The sequence below is a fragment of the Pseudomonas sp. IT-93MI4 genome (assembly GCF_949767635.1).
GTDB classification, from domain to species: Bacteria; Pseudomonadota; Gammaproteobacteria; order Pseudomonadales; family Pseudomonadaceae; genus Aquipseudomonas; species Aquipseudomonas putida_A.
This window is the reverse complement of record NZ_CATKPP010000055.1, coordinates 112,020-133,989: the sequence shown is the minus strand read 5'-3', so window position 1 is coordinate 133,989 and position 21,970 is coordinate 112,020. Positions and strand designations below refer to the sequence as shown.

18 protein-coding genes and 1 other RNA gene are annotated in these 21,970 nt (G+C 61.1%); 2 read left to right on the top strand and 17 right to left on the bottom strand.

The window, feature by feature from the left end; translation table 11 throughout:
* Positions 1-164: 164 nt before the first annotated feature.
* Together ACM6I7_RS21600 and ACM6I7_RS21595 are read left to right on the top strand one after the other, a co-directional pair.
* A complete protein-coding gene (locus tag ACM6I7_RS21600) occupies positions 165-1,481 on the top strand; it encodes an OprD family porin (protein ID WP_150368491.1) in 1,317 nt (438 codons plus the stop codon).
* 224 nt (positions 1,482-1,705) lie between these two features.
* Positions 1,706-3,214 carry a sensor domain-containing diguanylate cyclase gene (locus ACM6I7_RS21595; RefSeq protein WP_414889242.1) on the top strand — a complete coding sequence of 503 codons (1,509 nt, stop codon included), beginning with the start codon at positions 1,706-1,708 and terminating at the stop codon, positions 3,212-3,214.
* A gap of 177 nt (positions 3,215-3,391) precedes the next feature.
* Here the strand turns inward: ACM6I7_RS21595 and lpxC are convergent, their stop codons facing one another.
* The 17 genes from lpxC to rnpB form a co-directional block, all read right to left on the bottom strand.
* The gene (gene lpxC, locus ACM6I7_RS21590) at positions 3,392-4,303 is read right to left on the bottom strand and encodes a UDP-3-O-acyl-N-acetylglucosamine deacetylase (protein WP_007961638.1); all 912 of its coding nucleotides are present in this window, start codon (positions 4,301-4,303) and stop codon (positions 3,392-3,394) included.
* Positions 4,304-4,415: 112 nt separating this feature from the next.
* A complete protein-coding gene (gene ftsZ, locus ACM6I7_RS21585; RefSeq protein ID WP_007961637.1) occupies positions 4,416-5,612 on the bottom strand; it encodes a cell division protein FtsZ in 1,197 nt (398 codons plus the stop codon).
* A gap of 68 nt (positions 5,613-5,680) precedes the next feature.
* Positions 5,681-6,940, bottom strand: a complete 1,260-nt coding sequence (gene ftsA / locus ACM6I7_RS21580; RefSeq protein ID WP_003228014.1) for a cell division protein FtsA — start codon at positions 6,938-6,940, stop codon at positions 5,681-5,683.
* 15 nt (positions 6,941-6,955) lie between these two features.
* Positions 6,956-7,822, bottom strand: coding sequence for a cell division protein FtsQ/DivIB (locus tag ACM6I7_RS21575; protein ID WP_007961636.1), 867 nt, complete (start codon positions 7,820-7,822; stop codon positions 6,956-6,958).
* Between the two features lie 4 nt (positions 7,823-7,826).
* Positions 7,827-8,801, bottom strand: coding sequence for a D-alanine--D-alanine ligase (locus ACM6I7_RS21570; RefSeq protein WP_086791637.1), 975 nt, complete (start codon positions 8,799-8,801; stop codon positions 7,827-7,829).
* Positions 8,798-10,258, bottom strand: coding sequence for a UDP-N-acetylmuramate--L-alanine ligase (murC, locus tag ACM6I7_RS21565; protein ID WP_007961634.1), 1,461 nt, complete (start codon positions 10,256-10,258; stop codon positions 8,798-8,800). The genes ACM6I7_RS21570 and murC overlap by 4 nt, the downstream gene beginning before the upstream one ends.
* Positions 10,251-11,321, bottom strand: coding sequence for an undecaprenyldiphospho-muramoylpentapeptide beta-N-acetylglucosaminyltransferase (gene murG, locus ACM6I7_RS21560; RefSeq protein ID WP_414889241.1), 1,071 nt, complete (start codon positions 11,319-11,321; stop codon positions 10,251-10,253). The genes murC and murG overlap by 8 nt, the downstream gene beginning before the upstream one ends.
* Entirely contained in the window at positions 11,311-12,528 is a 1,218-nt protein-coding gene (gene ftsW / locus ACM6I7_RS21555; RefSeq protein WP_003228018.1) for a putative lipid II flippase FtsW, read from the bottom strand. The genes murG and ftsW overlap by 11 nt, the downstream gene beginning before the upstream one ends.
* Positions 12,525-13,871 (bottom strand): UDP-N-acetylmuramoyl-L-alanine--D-glutamate ligase, encoded by a 1,347-nt coding sequence (gene murD / locus ACM6I7_RS21550; protein WP_414889240.1) that lies wholly within the window; start codon positions 13,869-13,871, stop codon positions 12,525-12,527. Before murD ends, ftsW begins: the two co-directional genes overlap by 4 nt.
* A 5-nt stretch (positions 13,872-13,876) precedes the next feature.
* Positions 13,877-14,959, bottom strand: a complete 1,083-nt coding sequence (gene mraY / locus ACM6I7_RS21545; protein ID WP_025109289.1) for a phospho-N-acetylmuramoyl-pentapeptide-transferase — start codon at positions 14,957-14,959, stop codon at positions 13,877-13,879.
* Positions 14,959-16,326, bottom strand: coding sequence for a UDP-N-acetylmuramoyl-tripeptide--D-alanyl-D-alanine ligase (locus ACM6I7_RS21540; RefSeq protein ID WP_097086210.1), 1,368 nt, complete (start codon positions 16,324-16,326; stop codon positions 14,959-14,961). Before ACM6I7_RS21540 ends, mraY begins: the two co-directional genes overlap by 1 nt.
* Positions 16,319-17,782, bottom strand: a complete 1,464-nt coding sequence (locus ACM6I7_RS21535; RefSeq protein WP_097086212.1) for a UDP-N-acetylmuramoyl-L-alanyl-D-glutamate--2,6-diaminopimelate ligase — start codon at positions 17,780-17,782, stop codon at positions 16,319-16,321. The genes ACM6I7_RS21540 and ACM6I7_RS21535 overlap by 8 nt, the downstream gene beginning before the upstream one ends.
* Entirely contained in the window at positions 17,782-19,521 is a 1,740-nt protein-coding gene (locus ACM6I7_RS21530; RefSeq protein ID WP_171061849.1) for a peptidoglycan D,D-transpeptidase FtsI family protein, read from the bottom strand. Before ACM6I7_RS21530 ends, ACM6I7_RS21535 begins: the two co-directional genes overlap by 1 nt.
* On the bottom strand, positions 19,521-19,814 hold the full coding sequence (gene ftsL / locus ACM6I7_RS21525) for a cell division protein FtsL (protein WP_007961627.1): 294 nt from the start codon (positions 19,812-19,814) through the stop codon (positions 19,521-19,523). The genes ACM6I7_RS21530 and ftsL overlap by 1 nt, the downstream gene beginning before the upstream one ends.
* Positions 19,811-20,758 (bottom strand): 16S rRNA (cytosine(1402)-N(4))-methyltransferase RsmH, encoded by a 948-nt coding sequence (rsmH, locus tag ACM6I7_RS21520; protein WP_027612185.1) that lies wholly within the window; start codon positions 20,756-20,758, stop codon positions 19,811-19,813. Before rsmH ends, ftsL begins: the two co-directional genes overlap by 4 nt.
* Positions 20,755-21,210, bottom strand: coding sequence for a division/cell wall cluster transcriptional repressor MraZ (gene mraZ / locus ACM6I7_RS21515; protein ID WP_003228026.1), 456 nt, complete (start codon positions 21,208-21,210; stop codon positions 20,755-20,757). Before mraZ ends, rsmH begins: the two co-directional genes overlap by 4 nt.
* Before the next feature lie 401 nt (positions 21,211-21,611).
* Positions 21,612-21,965, bottom strand: an RNA gene (gene rnpB, locus ACM6I7_RS21510) — RNase P RNA component class A.
* Between the last annotated feature and the right edge of the window lie 5 nt (positions 21,966-21,970).

Below are 21,970 nucleotides of genomic sequence, written 5' to 3'. Positions count from 1 at the left end.
TTGTTTGGCTCTTCCCGTTCAACCGTCGTCCTTGCAGGCCGCTGCCTTTCAGCGGCCTTTTTTCGTTGTGGTCTGAAAGCCGTTTGGTTCGTCTGTAAAAAACAAGAAACATCCCGCACCTCAAGACATTGAAGTGTCAGTTGACCCAAGGAGCTCCATCGCAAGTGCGTTACCCAGTCCGCTTCACCCCGCTGTTCATTGCAATTGCCGCAACGATTGCCCCCGCCGCTCATGCCGACGAAGCCGCCAAACAAGGCTTCATCGAAGGCTCGAGCCTCAACCTCAACGCCCGCAACTACTACATGAATCGCAACCGTCTGCAGCAGACGGACGACAACATCGAGTGGGGCCAGGGTTTTCTCGGGATTTTCCAGTCGGGTTACACCGAAGGCACGGTCGGCTTCGGCATCGATGCCCACGCCATGCTCGGGCTGAAGCTCGACGGCGGTGGCGGTACCGATGGTTCGAGCATCCTGCCGATCAGCGATGGCAACGGCAAAGCGCCGGGCTCGTTCTCGACTGCGGGCGGCACGTTGAAGATGCGCGCGTTCGATACCGAGCTGAAGGCCGGTGACCTGTTCCTCACCAACCCGGTGATTGCCGGCGGTGATTCGCGCATGCTGCCGCAGACCTTTCGTGGCGTGAGCCTGACCAACCACAGCTTCGACGGCTGGATGTTCGAAGGTGGCCAGGCCAGTTTTACCAAGCCGTACAATCAGAGCGGTCGCCAGCGCATCGGCACGTCCTACGGCAAACTCGCCGAGGGCGACGAAAGCCGTCACCTGAACTGGGCCGGCGTGTCCTGGAGCGGCGTCGAAGGCCTGACCAGCAATCTGTACGCCGCCGAGCTGAAGGACATCTGGAACCAGTACTACTACGACCTGGATTACACCTGGCAGTTGAACGATCTGGTCAGCCTCAACCCGGGCCTGCACTTCTATCACACGCAGGACACCGGCGACGCGCTGCTGGGTAACATCGACAACAACACCTACAGCCTGCATTTCACCGTCGGCATCGGCAACCACAGCGTCACCGCTGCGTACCAGCGCGTGAACGGCAACACGCCGTTCGACTACATCAGCCAGGGCGACAGCGTTTACCTCGACAACTCGCAACAGTACTCGGACTTCAACGGCCCGAACGAACGCTCGTGGAAGCTCAAGTACGCCTACGACTTCGCCGGTCTCGGTGTGCCGGGCCTGACTTCGGCGGTTTCCTATTCGCGCGGCACCGTGGACTTGACCAAGGTCGATCCGGGCAGCAAGGGCTATGCCTCGTGGTACAGCGCTGACGGTCGTAACGCCAAGCACTGGGAACGCGACCTCGATTTGAAATACGTGGTGCAGAGCGGTCAGGCAAAAGACCTCGCGGTCCGCCTGCAATGGGCGACCAACCGGGGTGGCAACGGTTACGGCGCGATTGATACGGATACCGATGAATACCGTGTGATTGTCGACTACCCGATCAACGTCTTCTAAGATCCCCTCTAGCTCAGTAACAACTGATCCTTTTTTTGAATGGAATAGATTTTGTGGCGAGGGGATTTATCCCCGATGGGCTGCGCAGCAGACCCTTTTTTGGGGCCGCTTCGCAGCCCATCGGGGATAAATCCCCTCGCCACAGTAGATCTGTTTTAGTGTTATCCCCAGCAGTGTTTGTGCAACTACTCTTATAAGTCTTACCCCAACCGACAGCCCCCATCATGATCGCGAGCCGTACCCCACCTCTGGCGGGCAAGACCGGACGCCCCGAATTGCTGCTGATCTGCGGCAGTTCGCTGACCGTGATCGCGATTCTGTGCATCGTCACTTTTCTGCTGATTCGTGAGCACGCCAACGCTCAGGAATCGGCCACCCGCAGTGCCACCACCATCGCCCAGTTGATCGACGCCGACGTCCTGCGCACGGTCGAGCTGTACGACCTGACCCTGCAAGGCCTGATTGCCGCTGCTCAACGCGACGACCTGCGCGACGTCACCCCGCAGATCCGCCATCTGGCACTGTTCGACCGCTCCACCACCGCGCGCTTCAAGGGCGACATCCTGCTGCTCGACAAGCACGGCGATGTGGTCGCCGACTCATCACGCATCGAACCCAAACCGGGCAACTTCGCCGACCGCGATTATTTCCTCGCCCACGCCTTCAACCGCGATACCGGCATGTTCATCAGCCGCCCGTTCAAGACCCGCTGCGATTGCGACGAAGCCAATCAATGGCGAATCAGCTTCAGTCGGCGGATCTCCTCGGACACCGGAGAATTCGCCGGCGTGGCGGTAGCGTCGATGAAACTCGACTACTTCGATCAACTGTTCAACAGCCTCGACATCGGCAAGGACAGCACGCTGAACATCATCAACAGCGACGGCGTGCTGCTGGCGCAGAAGCCTTATCTGCAAAGCGACTCCATCGGCAAGAGTTTCGGCAACCGGCCCAACGTGGTGCGGATTCTCGGCGACAAGGATGGCAGTGGCAGTTTCACCAGCACCTCAAGCATGGATCATCAGCAACGGCTCTACACTTACTCGCGGGTCGGCAATCTGCCGTTGACCGTTATGGTCGCGCTGTCCAGTGATGAGGTGTTTGGCACCTGGCGCCGCACCGCACTGTTGATCAGCGGCGCCACCGGCGTGCTGTGCGCCGGGCTGCTGTGGCTGACCTGGCTGCTTGCCCGTGAGCTGCGCCTGCGCCAGCGCGCCGAACGTGAACTGGCGCAAATGGCCGCCACCGATGCGCTGACCGGCGTGGCCAACCGGCGGATGCTCGATCAGGCGCTGCGCCACGAACGGTTCCGCGCCCAGCGTTCGGGCAAGCCGCTGTCGGTGATGATGATCGATGCCGACCACTTCAAGGCCTTCAACGACCGGCATGGGCACCAGGCCGGTGATCAGGCGCTGCGTGAATTGGCCAAGGTGATCACGGCGAACGTACGACGACCAGGGGATCTGGTCGCCCGTTACGGCGGCGAAGAGTTCTCGGTGATCCTCGCTGAAACCGACAGCAGCGGCGCACGGCAGATTGCCGAGCATATCCGCCAGGCGGTCGAGCAGATGCCGTTGGTCGACGGGGCCGAACGGCCGATGACGGTGAGTATTGGCATCGCGACGTGGACGGCGGCGAGCGAGATGACGCTGGAGCAGTTGTTGTTTGCAGCGGACAAGGCGCTGTATCAGGCCAAGGAAGGTGGGCGTAACCGGATAGTAGTGGCTGGCTGATTTTTGCGGCGATTGAACTGGCCTCTTCGCGAGCAAGCCCGCTCCCACAGGGGAATGCATTCCAAAATGTGGGAGCGAGCTTGCTCGCGAAGAGGCCAGCCCAGGCAACACAAAAATTGCAGGCATAAAAAAAGGCCATCCGAGGATGGCCTTCAAAAAACTAGAGAGGTTTTTTACTTACACTGCCGCAACCGGGCGCATGTAAGAGATCGGTGCAGTGCTGGCGTCTTCGAACGTCACGACTTCCCACGCATCTGTCTGCTCAATCAACTTGCGCAGCAGCTGGTTGTTCAGTGCATGACCGGACTTGAAGCCTTTGAACTCACCAATCAGGCTGTTACCCAGCAGGTACAGGTCGCCAATCGCATCGAGGATCTTGTGCTTCACGAATTCGTCTTCGTAGCGAAGGCCGTCTTCGTTCAGTACACCATCGGAATCAACCACGATCGCGTTTTCAACGCTGCCGCCGAGTGCGAGGTTGTGCTTGCGCAGGTACTCGATGTCACTCATGAAACCGAAAGTACGGGCGCGGCTGACTTCTTTTACGAACGAAGTGCTGGAAAAATCCACGCTTGCACTTTGGGTGCGGTCCCGGAAAACCGGGTGATCGAAATCGATCTCGAAGCTCACCTTGAACCCTTCGAAAGGGACGAAAGTGGCGCGCTTGTCGCCATCTTCCACTGTCACTTCACGCAGGATGCGGATGAATTTCTTGGCGGCGTCCTGTTCTTCCAGGCCTGCCGATTGAATCAGGAATACGAACGGTCCAGCGCTGCCATCCATGATCGGGACTTCGGACGCGGAGAGCTCGACGTAGGCGTTATCGATGCCCAGGCCAGCCATGGCCGAGAGCAAGTGCTCTACCGTGTCCACTTTGACGTCGCCATTGATCAGCGTCGTCGACATAGTGGTTTCACCGACGTTTTCCGCGCGGGCAGGAATCTGCACCACAGGGTCGAGGTCAGCGCGACAAAACACAATGCCAGTGTCGACAGGCGCAGGCTTGAGGGTCAGGTAGACCTTCTCCCCGGAATGCAGGCCTACACCTGTGGCACGGATAATATTTTTCAGTGTGCGTTGTTTAATCATGGCTTGGGCCGCTTCAGCGCAAATTGCGAACTGGTATCAACAAAGGCTGGCGATAATAGCAGACCGAGCCTTTGCTGAACACCAATCACCGTCATAGCCCTGATACATTCCATCAATCGGCCTGACGACGCAGGAATGCCGGGATGTCCAGGTAATCCAGATCGTCCTGCGGGTTCATCTTCGCGGCAGTCGCAGCGCCGGCCTGAGCCTGGTTGCGCATGACGGTCGGACGGTCCAGGTCACGGTAGTTCACCGCCGGAGCTTCCTGACGCGCAGGAGCCGGTTGTTGAACCTGAGCGGCAGCCATGGAGGTGTGAACGGTGTTGTCGATGACCTTCACAGGCTTCTCGATTTTCGCGCCCAGACCGGTGGCAACCACGGTGACGTGCAGTTCGTCGCGCATGTCCGGATCGATAACGGTACCGACCTTGACCATTGCGTGCTCGGAAGCGAAGGCTTCGATGATGCTACCCACGTCGGAGTACTCACCCAGGGACAGGTCAGGACCGGCGGTGATGTTCACCAGGATGCCGCGTGCGCCTTGCAGGTTCACGTCTTCCAGCAGCGGGTTGCGGATGGCCGCTTCGGTCGCTTCACGCGCACGGTTCGGACCGCTGGCGCAGCCAGTGCCCATCATCGCCATGCCCATTTCGCTCATCACGGTACGCACGTCGGCGAAGTCGACGTTGATCATGCCCGGACGCTTGATGATGTCGGAGATACCGCGAACGGCACCGGCCAGTACGTCGTCAGCCTTGGCGAAAGCCGACAAGAGGCTTGCGTCTTTACCGAGGATGGTCAGCAGCTTCTCGTTGGGGATAGTGATCAACGAGTCGACGCTTTCGGAAAGCATGCGGATGCCTTCGTCGGCGATCTGCATACGCTTGCGGCCTTCGAACGGGAACGGACGGGTCACGACCGCAACAGTCAGGATGCCCATTTCCTTGGCCACTTCGGCGATGATCGGCGCAGCACCGGTACCGGTACCGCCGCCCATGCCAGTGGTGATGAACACCATGTTGGTGCCCTGCAGGACTTCGGCAATGCGCTCACGGTCTTCGAGAGCGGCCTGACGACCTACTTCAGGGTTGGCGCCAGCGCCCAGACCTTTGGTCACGCCGGTGCCCAGTTGCAGGATGGTACGCGCGCCGATGTTTTTCAGCGCTTGAGCATCAGTGTTGGCGCAGATGAATTCGACGCCTTCGATGTTGCTCTTGACCATGTGGTTGACAGCGTTGCCGCCGCCACCGCCAACACCGATAACTTTGATTACCGGGCTTGCGGGGATGTTGTCTACGAGTTCGAACATTTTCCCTCTCCTTACATTCTCTAGTTTTTTCGCCTACTGCATTTTTGTAACGGTGTTGCGGTAAAGCTTTAGAAGTTGCCTTGAACCCACTTCTTCAATCGGTCCAGCAACGGCGCCTGTGGCTCATCGTTGCTGTAGCTGTCGCGGCTGCCGATGCCCGAGAACGAGATCCCGTCGGACTGCTTCTGCAGGCCGTACATCAACAAGCCCACGCCAGTGGAATAAATCGGGTTGCGCACCACGTCATCCAGGCCCTTCACGCCATGCGGCACGCCCAGGCGCACCGGCATGTGGAAGATTTCTTCAGCCAGTTCGGTGGCACCTTCCATCTTCGACGTACCGCCGGTCAGGACGATGCCCGCCGGGATCAGGTCTTCGTAGCCGCTGCGACGCAGCTCGGCCTGGATCAGGGTGAACAGTTCGTCGTAACGCGGCTCGACCACTTCAGCCAGGGCCTGACGCGACAGTTCGCGCGGTGGACGGTCGCCAACGCTCGGCACCTTGATGGTTTCGCCGGCACCGGCCAGTTTGGCCAGGGCGCAGGCGTAGCGGATCTTGATCTCTTCGGCGTACTGGGTCGGGGTGCGCAACGCCATGGCGATGTCGTTGGTCACCTGATCACCGGCAATCGGGATCACCGCGGTGTGGCGGATCGCGCCTTCGGTGAAGATCGCGATGTCGGTGGTGCCGCCGCCGATGTCGACCAGGCACACGCCCAGCTCTTTTTCGTCGTCGGTCAGTACCGAGTAAGCCGAGGCCAGTTGCTCGAGAATGATGTCGTCGATTTCCAGACCGCAGCGACGCACGCATTTTTCAATGTTCTGGGCAGCATTGACGGCGCAGGTGACCACGTGAACCTTGGCTTCCAGACGAACGCCGGACATGCCCAGAGGCTCGCGGACGCCTTCCTGGTTATCGATCACGTAATCCTGCGGCAGGGTGTGCAGCACGCGCTGGTCAGCCGGGATCGCCACGGCCTGGGCGGCGTCGAGTACGCGCTCCAGGTCAGCCGAGCTCACTTCGCGATCACGAATCGCCACGATGCCGTGGGAGTTCAGGCTGCGGATGTGATTGCCGGCCACGCCGACGAAAGCCGAGTGAATGCGGCAGCCCGCCATCAGTTGGGCTTCTTCGATCGCGCGCTGGATCGATTGCACGGTGGACTCGATGTTCACCACCACGCCCTTCTTCAGGCCGCGGGACGGGTGAGTACCGATACCGACGATTTCCAGCGTGCCGTCGTCCGCGACCTCGCCTACCAGCGCCACCACCTTGGAGGTGCCGATATCCAGACCGACGATCATTTTGCCGCTTTGCACGTTTGCCATGGGTCCTGCCTCTTCTTAATTCTTTGCGACAGCGGGTTGGGCTGTCGTCGGCGCTACTGGTTCCCGCCAGCCAACAGCGAGGCCGTTGGCGTAGCGCAGATCGATGCGCGCAATGTTCGTAATCTGGTCTTTAAGCGTCTTGTCATAGATGGCAATGAAGCGGCGCATCTTTTCCACCAGGTTGCCGCGTCCCAGCAGCAACTCGATGCCGGGGCCGGAGCTGCCGGCACCGGTGGTCAGGAACCAGCTGCCACGTTCACGCAGTTCCAGGCGCGCGATCGAGAAGCCCAGCGGCCGGAGCATCTGGCTCAGCACCTGATACTGCTGCATCACTTGCTGCTGGGCCCGTTGTGGGCCGAACAGCTGTGGCAGGTGTTCGTAGTTCGCCAACTCCTTTGGCGTGAAGGCCTGACCCTGGTTGTTGAGCAGCGACTCGTCGCCCCAACGGGCCACTGGCAGCTGCTCTTCGAGGCGGATCACCACCTGGTCCGGCCACACCCGGCGTACTTCGGCGTGGGCGATCCAGGGCATCTGCTCAAGCTCGGTACGCATGCTGGCCAGATCAATGGTGAAGAAGCTCGACGCCACGTACGGGGCGATTCGCTGCTGCACCGCTTGCTGACTGATGTAGCTCAGGTCGCCCTGCACGGCGATCTTGGTGATTGGCCGGTCGGCATACGGCAGCAAACGCTGCGCGCCTTCGTAGGTACCGAACCCGAGCGCCACCAGCAGCACCGGCCAGAACAGGCTTTTCAGAAAGCCGAAATTGGCTTTCGGCAGGCGCGCGGACATCGGCTCTTTGGCCACCATTCGGCTGGCACCCCGCGGCACCGGCTTGCGGCCGGGTGCGGGTGGCTGATGTCTGAGATGAGCGCCTTGCATGGTCTTAACCTCGCGCCTCTGTATGACCGGAGCCTTCAACACTGGCGGCCAGAATGGCCAGAACCAGTTGCTGGAAGTCCAGACCGGCAGCACGGGCCGCCATCGGCACCAGACTGTGATCGGTCATGCCCGGTGCGGTGTTCACTTCCAGGAACCAGAACTGTCCGTCGGCGTCCTGCATCACGTCCGCCCTGCCCCAACCGGCAATACCCAGCGCCTCACAGGCCTTGGCCGTGAGATCCATGAGTTCCTGCTCCTTGGCGGCATCCAGCCCGCACGGAATGCGGTACTGGGTATCGTTGGCGATGTACTTGGCGTCGTAGTCGTAGAACGTGTGCGGTGTACCCAGGGCGATAGGAGGCAACACCTGGTCACGCAGGGTGGCGATGGTGAACTCCGGACCTTGAATCCATTGTTCAACCAAGACTTGCGAATCGTAGGTACTGGCCGCTTTCCATGCGTCGATCAACTCGGACGCAGAACTCACTTTGGCCATCCCGATACTTGAACCTTCATGCGCCGGTTTGACGATCAAAGGGAAGCCCAGTTCCGTCGCCGCGGAAATACAATCGGCTTCGCTGCACAGCACGGCGTGACGCGGCGTCGGAATCCCGAGACTGTGCCAGACCTGCTTGGTGCGCAGTTTGTCCATCGCCAGTGCCGAAGCGAGGATGCCGCTGCCGGTGTAAGGAATACCGGCGCATTCGAGCAGGCCCTGCATCGAGCCGTCTTCACCGCCACGACCGTGGAGAATGATGAACGCGCGGTCGATCTTTTCATTCAGCAGACGCTGCAGAAAATCCTCGCCGACGTCGATCCCGAACGCGTCCACGCCAGCGCTTTGCAGCGCGTCGAGCACGGCGTTACCGGATTTCAGCGAAACCTCACGCTCGGCACTCATGCCACCGAACAGCACGGCGACACGGCCGAAATCTTTCGGCGCGATGGTGGAGAACAGGTTGGCGTAGGCAGCAGTCATTTCAACTTCCCCTCGACCGACGCAGCCACGGCGCCGGCGAACAATTCACTTTTCAACAGCTTCGGCGCGAGACCGCCGATATCCCCGGCGCCCTGGCACAGCAGGATGTCGCCGGCACGCAGCAGCGGTTTGACCAGCGGCGCGAGGTCGACACCGCGCTCGATGTAGATCGGGTCGAGCTGACCACGCTGACGGATGCTGTTGCACAGCTTGCGGCTGTCCGCGCCCGGGATCGGCTCTTCGCCCGCCGGATAGACTTCCATCAGCAGCAGCACGTTGGCATCGGCCAGTACATTGACGAAATCGTCGTACAGGTCACGGGTGCGGCTGTAACGATGCGGCTGGTAGACCATCACCAGACGGCGCTCCGGCCAGCCACCACGCACGGCTTTGATCACGGCGGCGACTTCAGTCGGATGGTGACCATAGTCGTCGACCAGCATCACGTTGCCGCCGTCCACCGGCAGTTCGCCGTAGACCTGGAAGCGTCGGCCAACGCCCTGGAACCCGGACAGGCCCTGGACGATGGCTTCGTCGCTGACGCCTTCGTCGGTGGCGATGCAGATGGTCGCCAGCGAGTTGAGCACGTTGTGGTTGCCCGGCATGTTCACGGACACGTCCAGCGGCTCGCGATCCGGGCGCAGCACGGTGAAGAAGGTCTGCATGCCCTGCTGACGCACATTGATGGCACGCACGTCGGCGTCTTCGCTGAAGCCGTAGGTCACGGTTGGACGCTTGACCAGTGGCAGGATTTCGCGCACCACCGGATCGTCCAGGCACATCACCGCCAAACCGTAGAAAGGCAGGTTGTGCAGGAACTCGACGAAGGTTTTCTTCAGTTTGTTGAAGTCACCGTCGTAGGTCGCCATGTGATCGGCGTCGATGTTGGTCACCACCGCTACCAGCGGTTGCAGGTGCAGGAAGCTCGCGTCGCTTTCGTCGGCTTCGGCGATCAGGTAGCGGCTGGTGCCGAGCTGGGCATTGGTGCCCGCCGCATTCAGTCGGCCACCGATGACGAACGTCGGATCGAGGCCACCAGCGGCGAACACCGAAGCGATCAGGCTGGTAGTAGTGGTTTTGCCATGAGTACCGGCGACGGCGATGCCGTGGCGATAGCGCATCAGCTCGGCGAGCATCTCGGCACGCGGTACCACCGGGATACGACGCTCAAGGGCGGTCGCCACTTCCGGGTTGGAGGTGTTGACGGCGCTCGAGACCACCAGCACGTCGGCGGTAGCGGCGTTCTCGGCACGGTGACCGATATAGATGTGCGCACCGAACGATTCCAGACGCTCGGTCACCGGCGACGCCTTCAGGTCGGAACCGGACACTTCATAGCCCAGGTTCAACAACACTTCGGCAATCCCGCACATGCCCACGCCGCCGATACCGACGAAGTGGATACGACGGATGCGGCGCATTTCCGGTTGTGGCATGGCTTTCTGATTCTCAACCATGGGCCACCTCCAGGCAGGTATCGACCACGCTACGGGTGGCATCGGGTTTGGCCAGACGGCGGGCCGCTTGGGCCATTTCTTCGAGTCGTTGCGGTTGCATCAAGACCTCTGTCAGGCGCGCGGCAAGATCCGCGGCACCAGTCGTTCTTTGCGGCATCACGAAGGCTGCGCCTTCACGGGCCAAATAATCGGCGTTGCGGGTCTGGTGATCGTCGATCGCGTGGGGCAAAGGCACCAGCATCGAGGGCAGACCAACGGCAGCCAGCTCACTGATGGTCAGCGCGCCGGCGCGGCACACCACCAGGTCAGCCCAGCCATAGGCCTGGGCCATGTCTTTGATAAAGGGCTGCACCTGCGCATCCACGCCGGCGGCGCGGTAGCGCTCTGCAGTCACTTCATCGTGGTTTTTGCCGGCCTGATGAAACACTTCCGGACGCAAATCGGCAGGGACTTGCGCCAGGGCTTCAGGCAGCAACTTGTTCAACGGTTCTGCGCCCAGGCTTCCGCCGAGGATCAGCAAACGCGCTTTGCGCCCGGCCAGAGCCGGTCGCGATGTTTCGAGGAACAGCTCGCTGCGCACCGGGTTTCCGGTGGTACGGCGGGAGTCCGACAGAGTAAAGGTGTCGGGGAACGCTTCACACACCCGGGCGGCGAACGGCACCAGCAACCGATTGGCGGTGCCGGCCACGGCGTTCTGCTCGTGAACGATCACCGGCACACCGGCCAGTTTCGCGGCAATGCCGCCAGGCCCGGTCACATAACCACCGAAGCCGACCACGCAGACCGGACGCAGCTTGCGAATCACCGCCCGCGCCTGCCACACCGACTTGAGCAACATGAACGGTGCCTTGAGCAGCGACAGCTTGCCCTTGCCACGCAACCCGGTGGCATTGATGCGGTGCAGTTCAAGACCTGCAGCCGGCACCAGTTCGTTTTCGATCCCGCGTGGCGTGCCGAGCCAGTGCACGGTGTAGCCGCGCGCCTGGAATTCGCGGGCACAGGACAATGCCGGGAACACGTGGCCGCCGGTGCCGCCGGCCATGATCAATACGTTAGCGCCCATGATTCGGCTCCTCGGCGAAGTCGCTCTCATGGAACTCCATCTCTTCACTGCCCAGGTGGGTTCGACTCTCCCACTCGATCCTCAGCAACAAGCCAAGGCAGGCGCAGCAGATCACCAGGGAACTGCCGCCGTAACTGAGGAACGGCAGGGTCAGGCCCTTGGTGGGCAGCAGACCGACGTTCACGCCGATGTTGATCAGGAACTGACCGATCCACAGGAACGACAGACCGTAAGCCACATAAGCGGCGAAGAACTGCTTGGCCTTCTCGGCCCACAGACCGATGTACATGCCGCGAATACACACGAAGACGAACAGCGCGACGGTGCACAGCGAACCGACGGCGCCCAGCTCTTCGGCCAACACCGAGAACACGAAGTCGGTGTGTGCTTCAGGCAGGTAGAACTGCTTCTGTACGCTGTTGCCCAGGCCAACGCCCAGCCACTCACCGCGACCGAAGGCGATCAACGCCTGCGACAATTGATAACCGGCGCCGAACTGGTCGGCCCACGGGTCGGCGAAGTTGGTCAGACGTGCCATCCGGTACGGCTGCATCTGAATCAGCAGCACCACGGCCCCGACTGCAAGAACCACCATCAGCGAGAAGCGGAACAGCCCGACCCCGCCGAGGAACAGCATCGCCGCCGCAGCCCCCATCATTACCACGGTGGCACCGAAGTCCGGCTCCATCAGCAACAGACCCGCCATCGGCAGCAGCACGATGAACGGCTTGAAGAAGCCCATCCAGCTCTCGCGCACTTCTTTCTGCCGACGCACCAGATAACCGGCGAGGTAAATCACTACGAAGACTTTGGCGATCTCCGACGGCTGTACGTTGAAGAAGCTGAAACCGATCCAGCGCATCGAACCGTTCACTTCACGGCCGATCCCGGGGACGATCACCATCACCAGCAGACCGAATGCACCGATCAGCATCATCCAGCCCAGACGCTGCCAAGTGGCGATCGGAATCATCATGGTGATGATGCAGGCACCCAGGCCCAGCGCCACATAGATCAGGTGGCGAATCATGTAGTACAGCGCGCTGCCCGACTGCGCCGCCGCCACTTCAGTGGAGGCCGAGGCGATCATGATCAGGCCTAGGCCCAGGAGCGCCAGGCAACCGGCGAGCATCGGGAAGTCGAGGTCGATGCCACGGCCGGTGATGATCGGCGACGGGTACGGCTTGATGATATTGCGCAGGCTCATGCCAGATCCTCCACGGCGCGGACGAACTGGTGACCACGGTCTTCGTAATTCTTGAACATGTCGAAACTGGCGCAGGCCGGCGACAGCAGCACTACGTCACCCGGCTGGGCGACCGCGCGGCACTGCGCAACGGCGTCGACCAGCGAGGTCGCGCGAATCAGTGGCACGGCGTTACCGATGGCCTCGCCGATCTTGTCGGAGTCTCGGCCCATCAGGATCACGGCGCGGCAGTTGGCCGCCACTGGATCACGCAGATCCTTGAACTCGGCGCCCTTGCCGTCGCCACCGGCGATCAGCACGACCTTGCCGTCGATATCCGCACCCAGGCCTTCGATGGCAGCCAGTGCAGCACCGACGTTGGTGGCCTTGGAATCGTTGTAGTAACCGACGCCATCGAGATCACGCAGCCACTGGCAGCGGTGTTCGAGACCGGCGAAATTGCGCAGGGCCGACAGCATGGCGTCGAATGGCAGGCCGACCGCATGCCCCAGCGCCAGCGCCGCGAGGGCGTTGGCCTGGTTATGCGCGCCGCGCACTTTCAGTTCGCGCACTGGCATCAGGTTCTGGAATTCGAAGGCCAGGTATTTCTCGCCGTCTTCTTCGCGCAGGCCGAAGGCCTTGAAATCCGGTTTGTTCAGGCCGAAGGTCCAGCAAGGCTGGCCTTCGCCGATCAGCGGACGACTGAGTGCATCCTGACGGTTGACCACGAACTGCTTCGCACCACGGAAGATCCGGTGCTTGGCCAGGTGATACGCCGGCAGGCCGCTGTAGCGGTCCATGTGGTCTTCGCTGATGTTCAGCACGGTCGCCACTTCAGCGTTGAGCTGGTCGGTGGTTTCCAGCTGGAAGCTCGACAGCTCCATCACGTACAGCTCGACGTCATCGCTGAGCAGTTCCAGTGCTGGCGTACCGAGGTTGCCGCCCACCGCGACGCGTTTGCCGGCCGCAGCCGCCATCTCGCCGACCAAAGTGGTGACGGTGCTTTTCGCGTTGGAACCGGTGATGGCCACGATCGGCGCCCGCGCGTTACGCGCGAACAGCTCGATGTCGCCGGCCATTTTCACGCCACGGGCGGCAGCGGCTTGCAGGGCCGGGGTCGCCAGCGCCAGGCCAGGGCTCACGTAGAGCTCGTCGGCACGGCACAGGAATTCGACGTCCAGCTCGCCACAACGCACTTCCACGTGCGGATAGTCACGCTTGAGCGTGGCCAGTTCCGGTGGATTGTCCCGCGTATCGGCGACGGCAAACGACACGCCCCGGTTCGCCAGGAAGCGAACCAGGGACATGCCGCTCTTGCCGAGGCCGACAACGATGCGGAAGTGGTCAGAAGCGATCAGAGACACTCGTTCTACCTCAGCTTCAGGGTGGCAAGGCCGATCAGCACGAGAATCACGGTGATGATCCAGAAACGGACGATCACGCGTGGCTCGGGCCAGCCCTTGAGTTCAAAGTGGTGGTGAATCGGTGCCATGCGGAACACACGGCGCCCGGTCAGCTTGAAAGAGGCAACCTGGATAACCACCGACAGGGTTTCCATCACGAACACGCCGCCCATGATGAACAGGACGATTTCCTGACGGACGATCACTGCGATGGTGCCCAGTGCCGCGCCCAGTGCCAGAGCACCGACGTCGCCCATGAACACTTGCGCCGGATAGGTGTTGAACCAGAGGAATCCGAGGCCGGCACCGATCAGTGCGCCGCAGAACACGATCAGTTCGCCCGCACCCGGCACGTAAGGGATCAGCAGGTATTCAGCGAATTTCACGTTACCCGACAGGTAGCAGAAGATCCCCAGACCGCCGCCGACCATCACGGTTGGCATGATCGCCAGACCGTCGAGGCCGTCGGTCAGGTTGACCGCGTTGCTCGAACCGACGATCACGAAGTAGGTCAGCACGATGAACCCGGCGCCCAGCGGAATGCTGTAGTCCTTGAGCATCGGCAGGATCAGCGTGGTCTCCACCGGCGTGGTGGCGGTCATATAAAGGAAGATCGCTGCGCCCAGGCCAAAGACCGACTGCCAGAAATATTTCCAGCGGCTTGGCAAGCCACGGGAGTTCTTCTCGATCACTTTGCGGTAATCGTCGACCCAGCCGATGGCGCCGAACAGCAGAGTCACCAGCAGCACGACCCACACGTAGCGGTTGCTCAGGTCAGCCCACAACAGGGTGCTGACACCGATGGAAGACAGAATCAACGCGCCGCCCATGGTTGGCGTACCCGACTTGGACAGGTGCGATTGCGGGCCGTCATTACGAACGGACTGGCCGATCTGACGGTTCTGCAGGGTGCGGATCATCCACGGGCCATAGCACAGCGACAAAACCAGCGCGGTCAGCACACCGAGGATCCCGCGCAGGGTCAGGTACTGGAAGACCGCGAAGCCTTTGTAGAACTGTTGCAGATACTCCGCTAGCAGCAGCAGCATTAATGTTTCTCCAGACTGGACCCGCACAGAGCCGCAACGATGTTTTCCATCGCTGCACTGCGCGAACCCTTGATCAAAATGGTGGTGTTTGTGTCCTGCTCGGCGTCGAGGGCCTGGATCAGTTCGGCTTGCGTGCCGAAGTGATGCGCCTCTTTACCGAATGCGTTCACGGCGTGGACCATGTTCGGCCCGACCGCGTAAAGCGCGGAAACCTTGCCCCGGGCGTATTCGCCCACGTCGCGGTGCCCCTGCTCCGCCCAGTCGCCCAACTCGCCGATATCTCCGAGCACCAGGACGGTGCGGCCGGAAAAGCCGGCGAGTATATCAACGGCCGCGCACATGGAGGTGGGGTTTGCGTTGTAAGTGTCATCGATCACGCGCATGCCGTTCTTCGCCAGTTGCGCGACGGTGCGACCCTTGACCGGTTGTACTGCGCCAAGCCCGGTGGCAATGCCGAACAGCGACACGCCCAGGGCGTGAGCGGCAGCGGCGGCAGCCATGGCGTTGGCGACGTTATGGGTGCCGAGCAGGTTCAGTTGAACGTGCTCCACACCTTCAGGTGTATGCAGGTTGAAGGCCGGGCAACCCCGGGCATCGGTGCTCAGGTCGCTGGCGTGGAAATCTGCCTGAGGATTGCTCAGGGAGAAGGTCAGCACTTTGCGTGCGCCGGCGCGGAGCTTCCAGATACCAAAGGCCTTGTCATCGAGGTTGAGCACAGCGACGCCATCCGCCGCCAGCCCGTCGATGATCTCGCCTTTGGCTTCGACGATTTTTTCCGGCCCGCCGAACTCGCCAACGTGGGCGGTGCCAGCGTTGTTGAGGATCGCCACGTGTGGCTTGGTCAGCCCGACGGTGTAGGCGATTTCACCCAGACGCGAAGCGCCCAGTTCGATTACGGCGGCGGTGTGTTCCGGGGCCAGTTCGAGCAGGGTCAGCGGTGCGCCCAGATCATTGTTCAGATTGCCGCGCGTCGCCAGCACCGGACCGCGGGTACGCAAGATGCTCGCGAGCATTTCCTTGACCGTGGTCTTGCCGCTGGAGCCAGTGATGGCCGCGACTGGCTGGGTGAATGCGGCACGGTTCAACGCACCCAACTGGCCGAGGGCCTGGCGGGTGTCCTTGACCAGCAGTTGCGGCAAGGTGCTGTCGACGACTTCGCGCTCGACCAGTGCCGCCACCGCGCCCTTGCCGGCGACGTCGTTCAGATAGTCGTGACCATCGAAGCGCGGACCGGTCAGGGCAATAAACAGTTGGCCAGCAGTGATCGCACGGCTGTCGATGCTGACGCCATCAAAACTGGCGTCGCTGCTGATCAGACGGGCGTCGAGCACGTTGGTCAGTTCGCTCAATGTCAGGGCCTTAAGCATGGGCCACCTCCCACGCGGTGAGGGCATGATCGGCCTCGACCAGATCGGAGAAAGCGTGCCGCTCGCCGTTGATTTCCTGATAGTCCTCGTGACCTTTACCGGCCAGCACGATCACGTCATCCGCCGAAGCACCGGCGATCAGCTGGGCGATCGCCTGACCACGGCCGGCGACGAAGGTGACGTTATCCACAGCGCTGAAACCGGCGCGGATGTCGTCAAAAATCTGCGCCGGGTCTTCCGTGCGCGGGTTGTCATCGGTGACCAGTACGCGATCAGCCAGACGCTCGACCACTTCGGCCATCAGCGGACGCTTGCCGCGATCACGATCACCGCCACAGCCGAACAGGCACAGCAACTGGCCTTTGACGTGTGGGCGCAATGCAGTCAGAACTTTTTCCAGCGCATCCGGGGTGTGGGCGTAGTCGACCACCACCAGCGGCTGAGTGCCGCCACCCAGACGCTGCATGCGTCCGGCCGGGCCTTCGAGTTTCGGCAGCACCTTGAGAATTTCGTCTAGGGCGTAATCCAGACCGAGCAAGGCGCCGACTGCCGCCAGTACGTTGCTCAGGTTGAAACGACCGAGCAGCGTGCTGCGCAGATGATGCTCGCCCTGCGGCGTGACCAGCGTGGCGCGCACGCCGTGGTCATCGAACTGCGCTTCTCGGCAGAACAGGTAGGCGCTGCTGTCGAGCAGGCTGTAAGTGATCAGGCGCGAATCGCGTTTATCGGCGGCCAGTTGCCGGCCGAAATCGTCGTCGAGGTTGACCACGCGGCACTTCAGGTCATTCCAGGCGAACAGCTTGGCCTTGGCCTCGGCATACGCCTCCATGGTGCCGTGGTAATCCAGGTGATCGCGGGACAAGTTGGTCATTACCGCGACGTCGAACGCTAATGCGGTAACGCGGCCCTGGTCCAGACCGTGTGACGAGACTTCCATGGCCACGGCTTTGGCCCCGGCCTTTTTCAGGTCGCCCAAGGTTGCTTGCACGGCAATCGGATTCGGCGTGGTGTGCAGGCCGCTTTCCAGCGCGCCATAGAACCCGGAACCCAGCGTACCGACGATGCCGCAATGCTGACCGAGCAGATCGAGTGCCTGCGCGACCAGTTGGGTCACGCTGGTCTTGCCGTTGGTGCCGGTGACGCCGATCAGGTTCAAGTGATGGCTCGGTTCGCCATAAAAGCGCCCGGCGATGTCGGACAGCTGCGCCGCCAGGCCTTTGACCGGAATCAATGGCACTTCGGTGATCGGCAGCACGGTGGCGCCTTCCACTTCATAGGCAACTGCCGCCGCGCCACGCTGCAAGGCATCGGCGATGTGCGCACGGCCATCGAACTTGCCGCCCGGTACGGCGAGGAACAGATCACCCGCGCGTACGTTGCGGCTGTCCAGCGCCAATTCACGGATCAGCAGATCGTGGCCGGCGTGGGGGAATATCTTGTTCAGACTCAGAGACATCAGCCGCGCCCTCCATTGGCTTTCAGCGGAACGACCGGGGTAGCGTTGGCCTGTTGGGTGGTCGGCAGGTTGTCCGGGGTCACGTTCATCAGACGCAGGGTGCCGGACATCACACGGCTGAACACCGGCGCCGACACCAGACCACCGAAGTAACCGGCCTTGGACGGTTCATCGATCACCACCACGATGGCGTAACGCGGATCGCTCATCGGGCCGAAACCGGCAAACAGCGAACGGTACGAGTTTTCGGCGTAGCCCTTGGTGCCCACCGACGTTTTACGTGCAGTACCCGACTTGCCGGCCACGTGATACGCCGGCACCTGCGCACGGAACACGCCGCGGGGTGCTTCGATCACTTGCTGCAGCATGCCTTGCATGGTTTTCGCGACCGCTTCCGGCAGTACCTGGGTGGTCTGCGGCGGCTTGTCAGTTTTGATCAGGGTCAGCGGTGCGAGACGACCGTTGTTGGCTAGCGCCGAGAACGCGTGCACCAACTGGATCGCGGTCACGGAAATACCGTAGCCGTAAGACAGCGTCGCGGTTTCAGCCTTGCGCCATTCACGGTAATTCGGCAGGTTGCCGACGCGCTCGCCCGGGAAGCCGAGGCCGGTGTCCTGACCGAGGCCGACTTTCTGCGCGAGGCGGAAAATGGTTTCACCACCAATATCGAACGCGACCTTACTCATGCCGACGTTACTGGAGTTGATCAGGATGCCGGTCAAGTCGAGTACCGGACCTTCGGTCTTCGACACGTCCTTGATGGTGTACTTGCCGATCTGCAGGGAGCCCGGGTACACCTCGACGGTGTCGCTCGGTTTCCAGCGGCCGGTTTCGATCGCGGCACTCATCGAGATCGCTTTCATGGTCGAACCCGGTTCGAACACGTCGATCATCGCGCGGTTACGCATCATCGCCGGCTGCAGATTGCGACGGTTGTTCGGGTTGTAGGTCGGCTGGTTGACCATGGCGAGAATCTCGCCGGTCTTCACGTCCATGATCACCAGGCTGCCGGCCTTGGCGCCGTTCTCGATGATCGCGTTGCGCAGCTCGCGGTTGGCCAGGTATTGCAGACGCAGGTCAATCGACAACGCCAAGGGCTTGCCGGCCTTGGCGTTTTTGGTGACCTGGACATCCTTGATCAGCCGACCGCGCCGATCCTTGATGACCTGCCGCTTGCCCGGGACACCGGCCAGCCACTCGTCGTAGGCCAGCTCGACGCCTTCACGCCCGTGATCGTCAATGTCGGTAAAGCCGACCATATGTGCGGTAACTTCACCGGCCGGATAGAAGCGGCGGAATTCTTCGATGCCGTAAACGCCCGGCACTTTCAGATCGAGCACAGCCTGGCCCTGCTCGGGGGTCAGCCCGCGCACCAGATAAATGAATTCTTTGTTGGCCTGGGCTTCGAGACGTTCGGCCAGGGCTTTCGGATCCTGCCCCAGCGCAGCGGCCAGCGCCGGCCACTTCTCTTTGGCGGTCTGCATTTCCTTGGCGTTGGCCCACAGGGTCGTCACCGGGGTGCTCACGGCCAACGGCTCGCCGTTACGGTCGGTGATCAGACCACGGTGAGCAGGAATCGGAATATGACGCAGACTGCGCGCGTCGCCCTGACCTTTGAGGAAGTCACGGTCAACCACTTGCAGGTCGATGATGCGCCAGCAGATCGCCGCGACCATCACGCCCAGCAGTGCCACCATCAGGCGGAAGCGCCACGGAAAGAGTGCCCCTTCGAGTTTCATCATGGCGCCACCATCTTCACGTCAGCCGCGCCAGGGATGTGCATTTTCAGTTGTTCAGTGGCCAGCACTTCGATGCGGCTGTGCGCAGTCCAGGTGCTTTGCTCGAGAATCAGGCGCCCCCACTCGGCCTGCGCCTTGTCGCGCACGCTGAGTTCGTTATAAAGATTGTTGAGCAACTGCCGGTTCCAGTGCGCGCTGTAAGACACGCCGATGGCCGACACGAGCACGCCGATAAACAGCAGCAGCATGATAAAGCTGCCGCCCGGCAGGGGCTTGGCGAAAAGCTTGCTCACCGCAACTTCTCCGCGACACGCATGACAGCGCTACGGGAACGTGGGTTGGCTTTGAGTTCGGCGTCGGAGGCCGTCTGCGCTTTGCCGTGGATTTTGATTTTCGGTTCGAACGCCACGTGGCGCACCGGCAGGTTGCGCGGCAGGTTGTCGGCTTCGCCTTTTACCAGCTTGCGCATGAACAGTTTGACGATGCGGTCTTCCAGCGAGTGGAAGCTGATGACCACCAGACGGCCACCGATTTCCAGAGCATCCAGGGCGGCTTCGAGGCCGGCTTCCAGATCGCCCAGTTCGTTGTTGACGTGAATGCGCAAACCCTGGAATGCACGGGTCGCCGGGTTCTTGCCCTTCTCCCACGCCGGGTTGGCGACTTTCAAGACTTCGGCCAGATCAGCGGTGCGCTCGAACGGCTTGATGTCGCGGCGCTCGGCCACGGCACGGGCCATGCGCCCGGAGAAACGTTCTTCGCCGTATTCCTTGAACACCCGGGCGATTTCTTCTACCGGCGCGGTGTTGACGAACTCGGCGGCGCTGATGCCACGGGACGGATCCATGCGCATGTCCAGCGGGCCGTCGTTAAGGAAACTGAAGCCGCGTTCGGCGTCGTCGAGCTGCGGCGAAGACACGCCGAGATCGAGCAGGATACCGCTGACCTTGCCGCTCAGACCTCGCTCGGCAACCACCGAACCCAGCTCGGCAAAGCTGCGCTGCACAACGACAAAGCGGCCGTCTTCGGCCGCTAGCGTTTGCCCGGTGGCAATCGCTTGTGGATCTTTGTCGAACCCGATGAGTCGACCGTCCGTCCCGAGCTGGCTGAGGATCAGCCGACTGTGCCCGCCGCGCCCGAACGTACCGTCCAGATAGCAGCCATCAGGACGTACGGCGAGAGCCTCGACGGCTTCGTCAAGCAGTACGGTGATGTGGTTAAAGCCGCTATCAATAGTCACAGGATCAAATCACGCAGTTCGTCAGGCATGGCGCCCGGTTGTTGAATAGCAGCAAGGTCAGCGGCAGACACCGCGTTCCATGCATCCTCGTCCCACAATTGGAACTTGTTCAGTTGGCCCACCAGCATCGCTTTCTTATCAAGCTTGGCGTATTCGCGCAGACGCGGTGGAACCAGAAAACGACCACTGCCGTCGAGTTCGAGGTCGACGGCATTACCAATCAATAAACGCTGCAGGCGACGGTTCTCTTCGCGAAGCGAAGGGAGCGCGCGCAACTTGGTTTCAATGATTTCCCACTCGTCGAGCGGGTAGACACACAGGCACGGATCAACGGCATCAATGGTCACGATCAATTGGCCGGAACTACGCGAAACGAGCTCGTCACGGTACCGGCTCGGCATGGCGAGACGGCCCTTTGCATCGAGACTGATAGCGTTAGCTCCGCGAAACACGTCAGCGTTTCTCCAATTTTTATCGTTTTGAGCTCAAAAAACCCACTTCATGCCACTTTCCGCCACTTGCGCACACTATAGGAATGCGCCCACCACACCGTCAAGGCGCGGATCAAAGGAAAACCCTTACAGAACGGAGATTTAGGAGCTTAAAAGGAGGGGTAACGACAATTTGGCGGACACTTTTGACCAATAACTTGATGCAGCACTGAAAGCTGCGCTCGGAAGTTAAAGTAATTTGTTAAGAGTAAGATTTTTTCGGTATTACAAAAGCGCTTCTGCTGTTGATTGAAGCAAGGTGGGAAATGGCTATTACTGCATTTGCCGCTGCCGGACTTTAGCGCAGGCCTGCCGATAATAACCAGCCCTGATGCCATTGATTCAAGCAGGGAAAGAAAAAGGTGGAGAGTCGATCTGTAAGCCGGGTTCTGTCTTGAACAGTCATTCGTCTACGATGGCCATCACTGGACATCTTTAGCAACCTACCCGGTCCCAGCGCGGGCCACGCCTTGGGACCCTATTTGGTCTTGCTCCAAGTGGGGTTTACCTAGCCACGAACTGTTGCCAGACGTGCGGTGCGCTCTTACCGCACCTTTTCACCCTTACCGGCGCCGAAGCGCTTAGGCGGTTATTTTCTGTGGCACTTTCCGTAGGCTCACGCCTCCCAGGCATTACCTGGCACTTCGCCCTATGGAGCCCGGACTTTCCTCCCCCCCCTAATTTTCATAGAGGGCAGCGACTGTCCGATCGACTCTCCGCC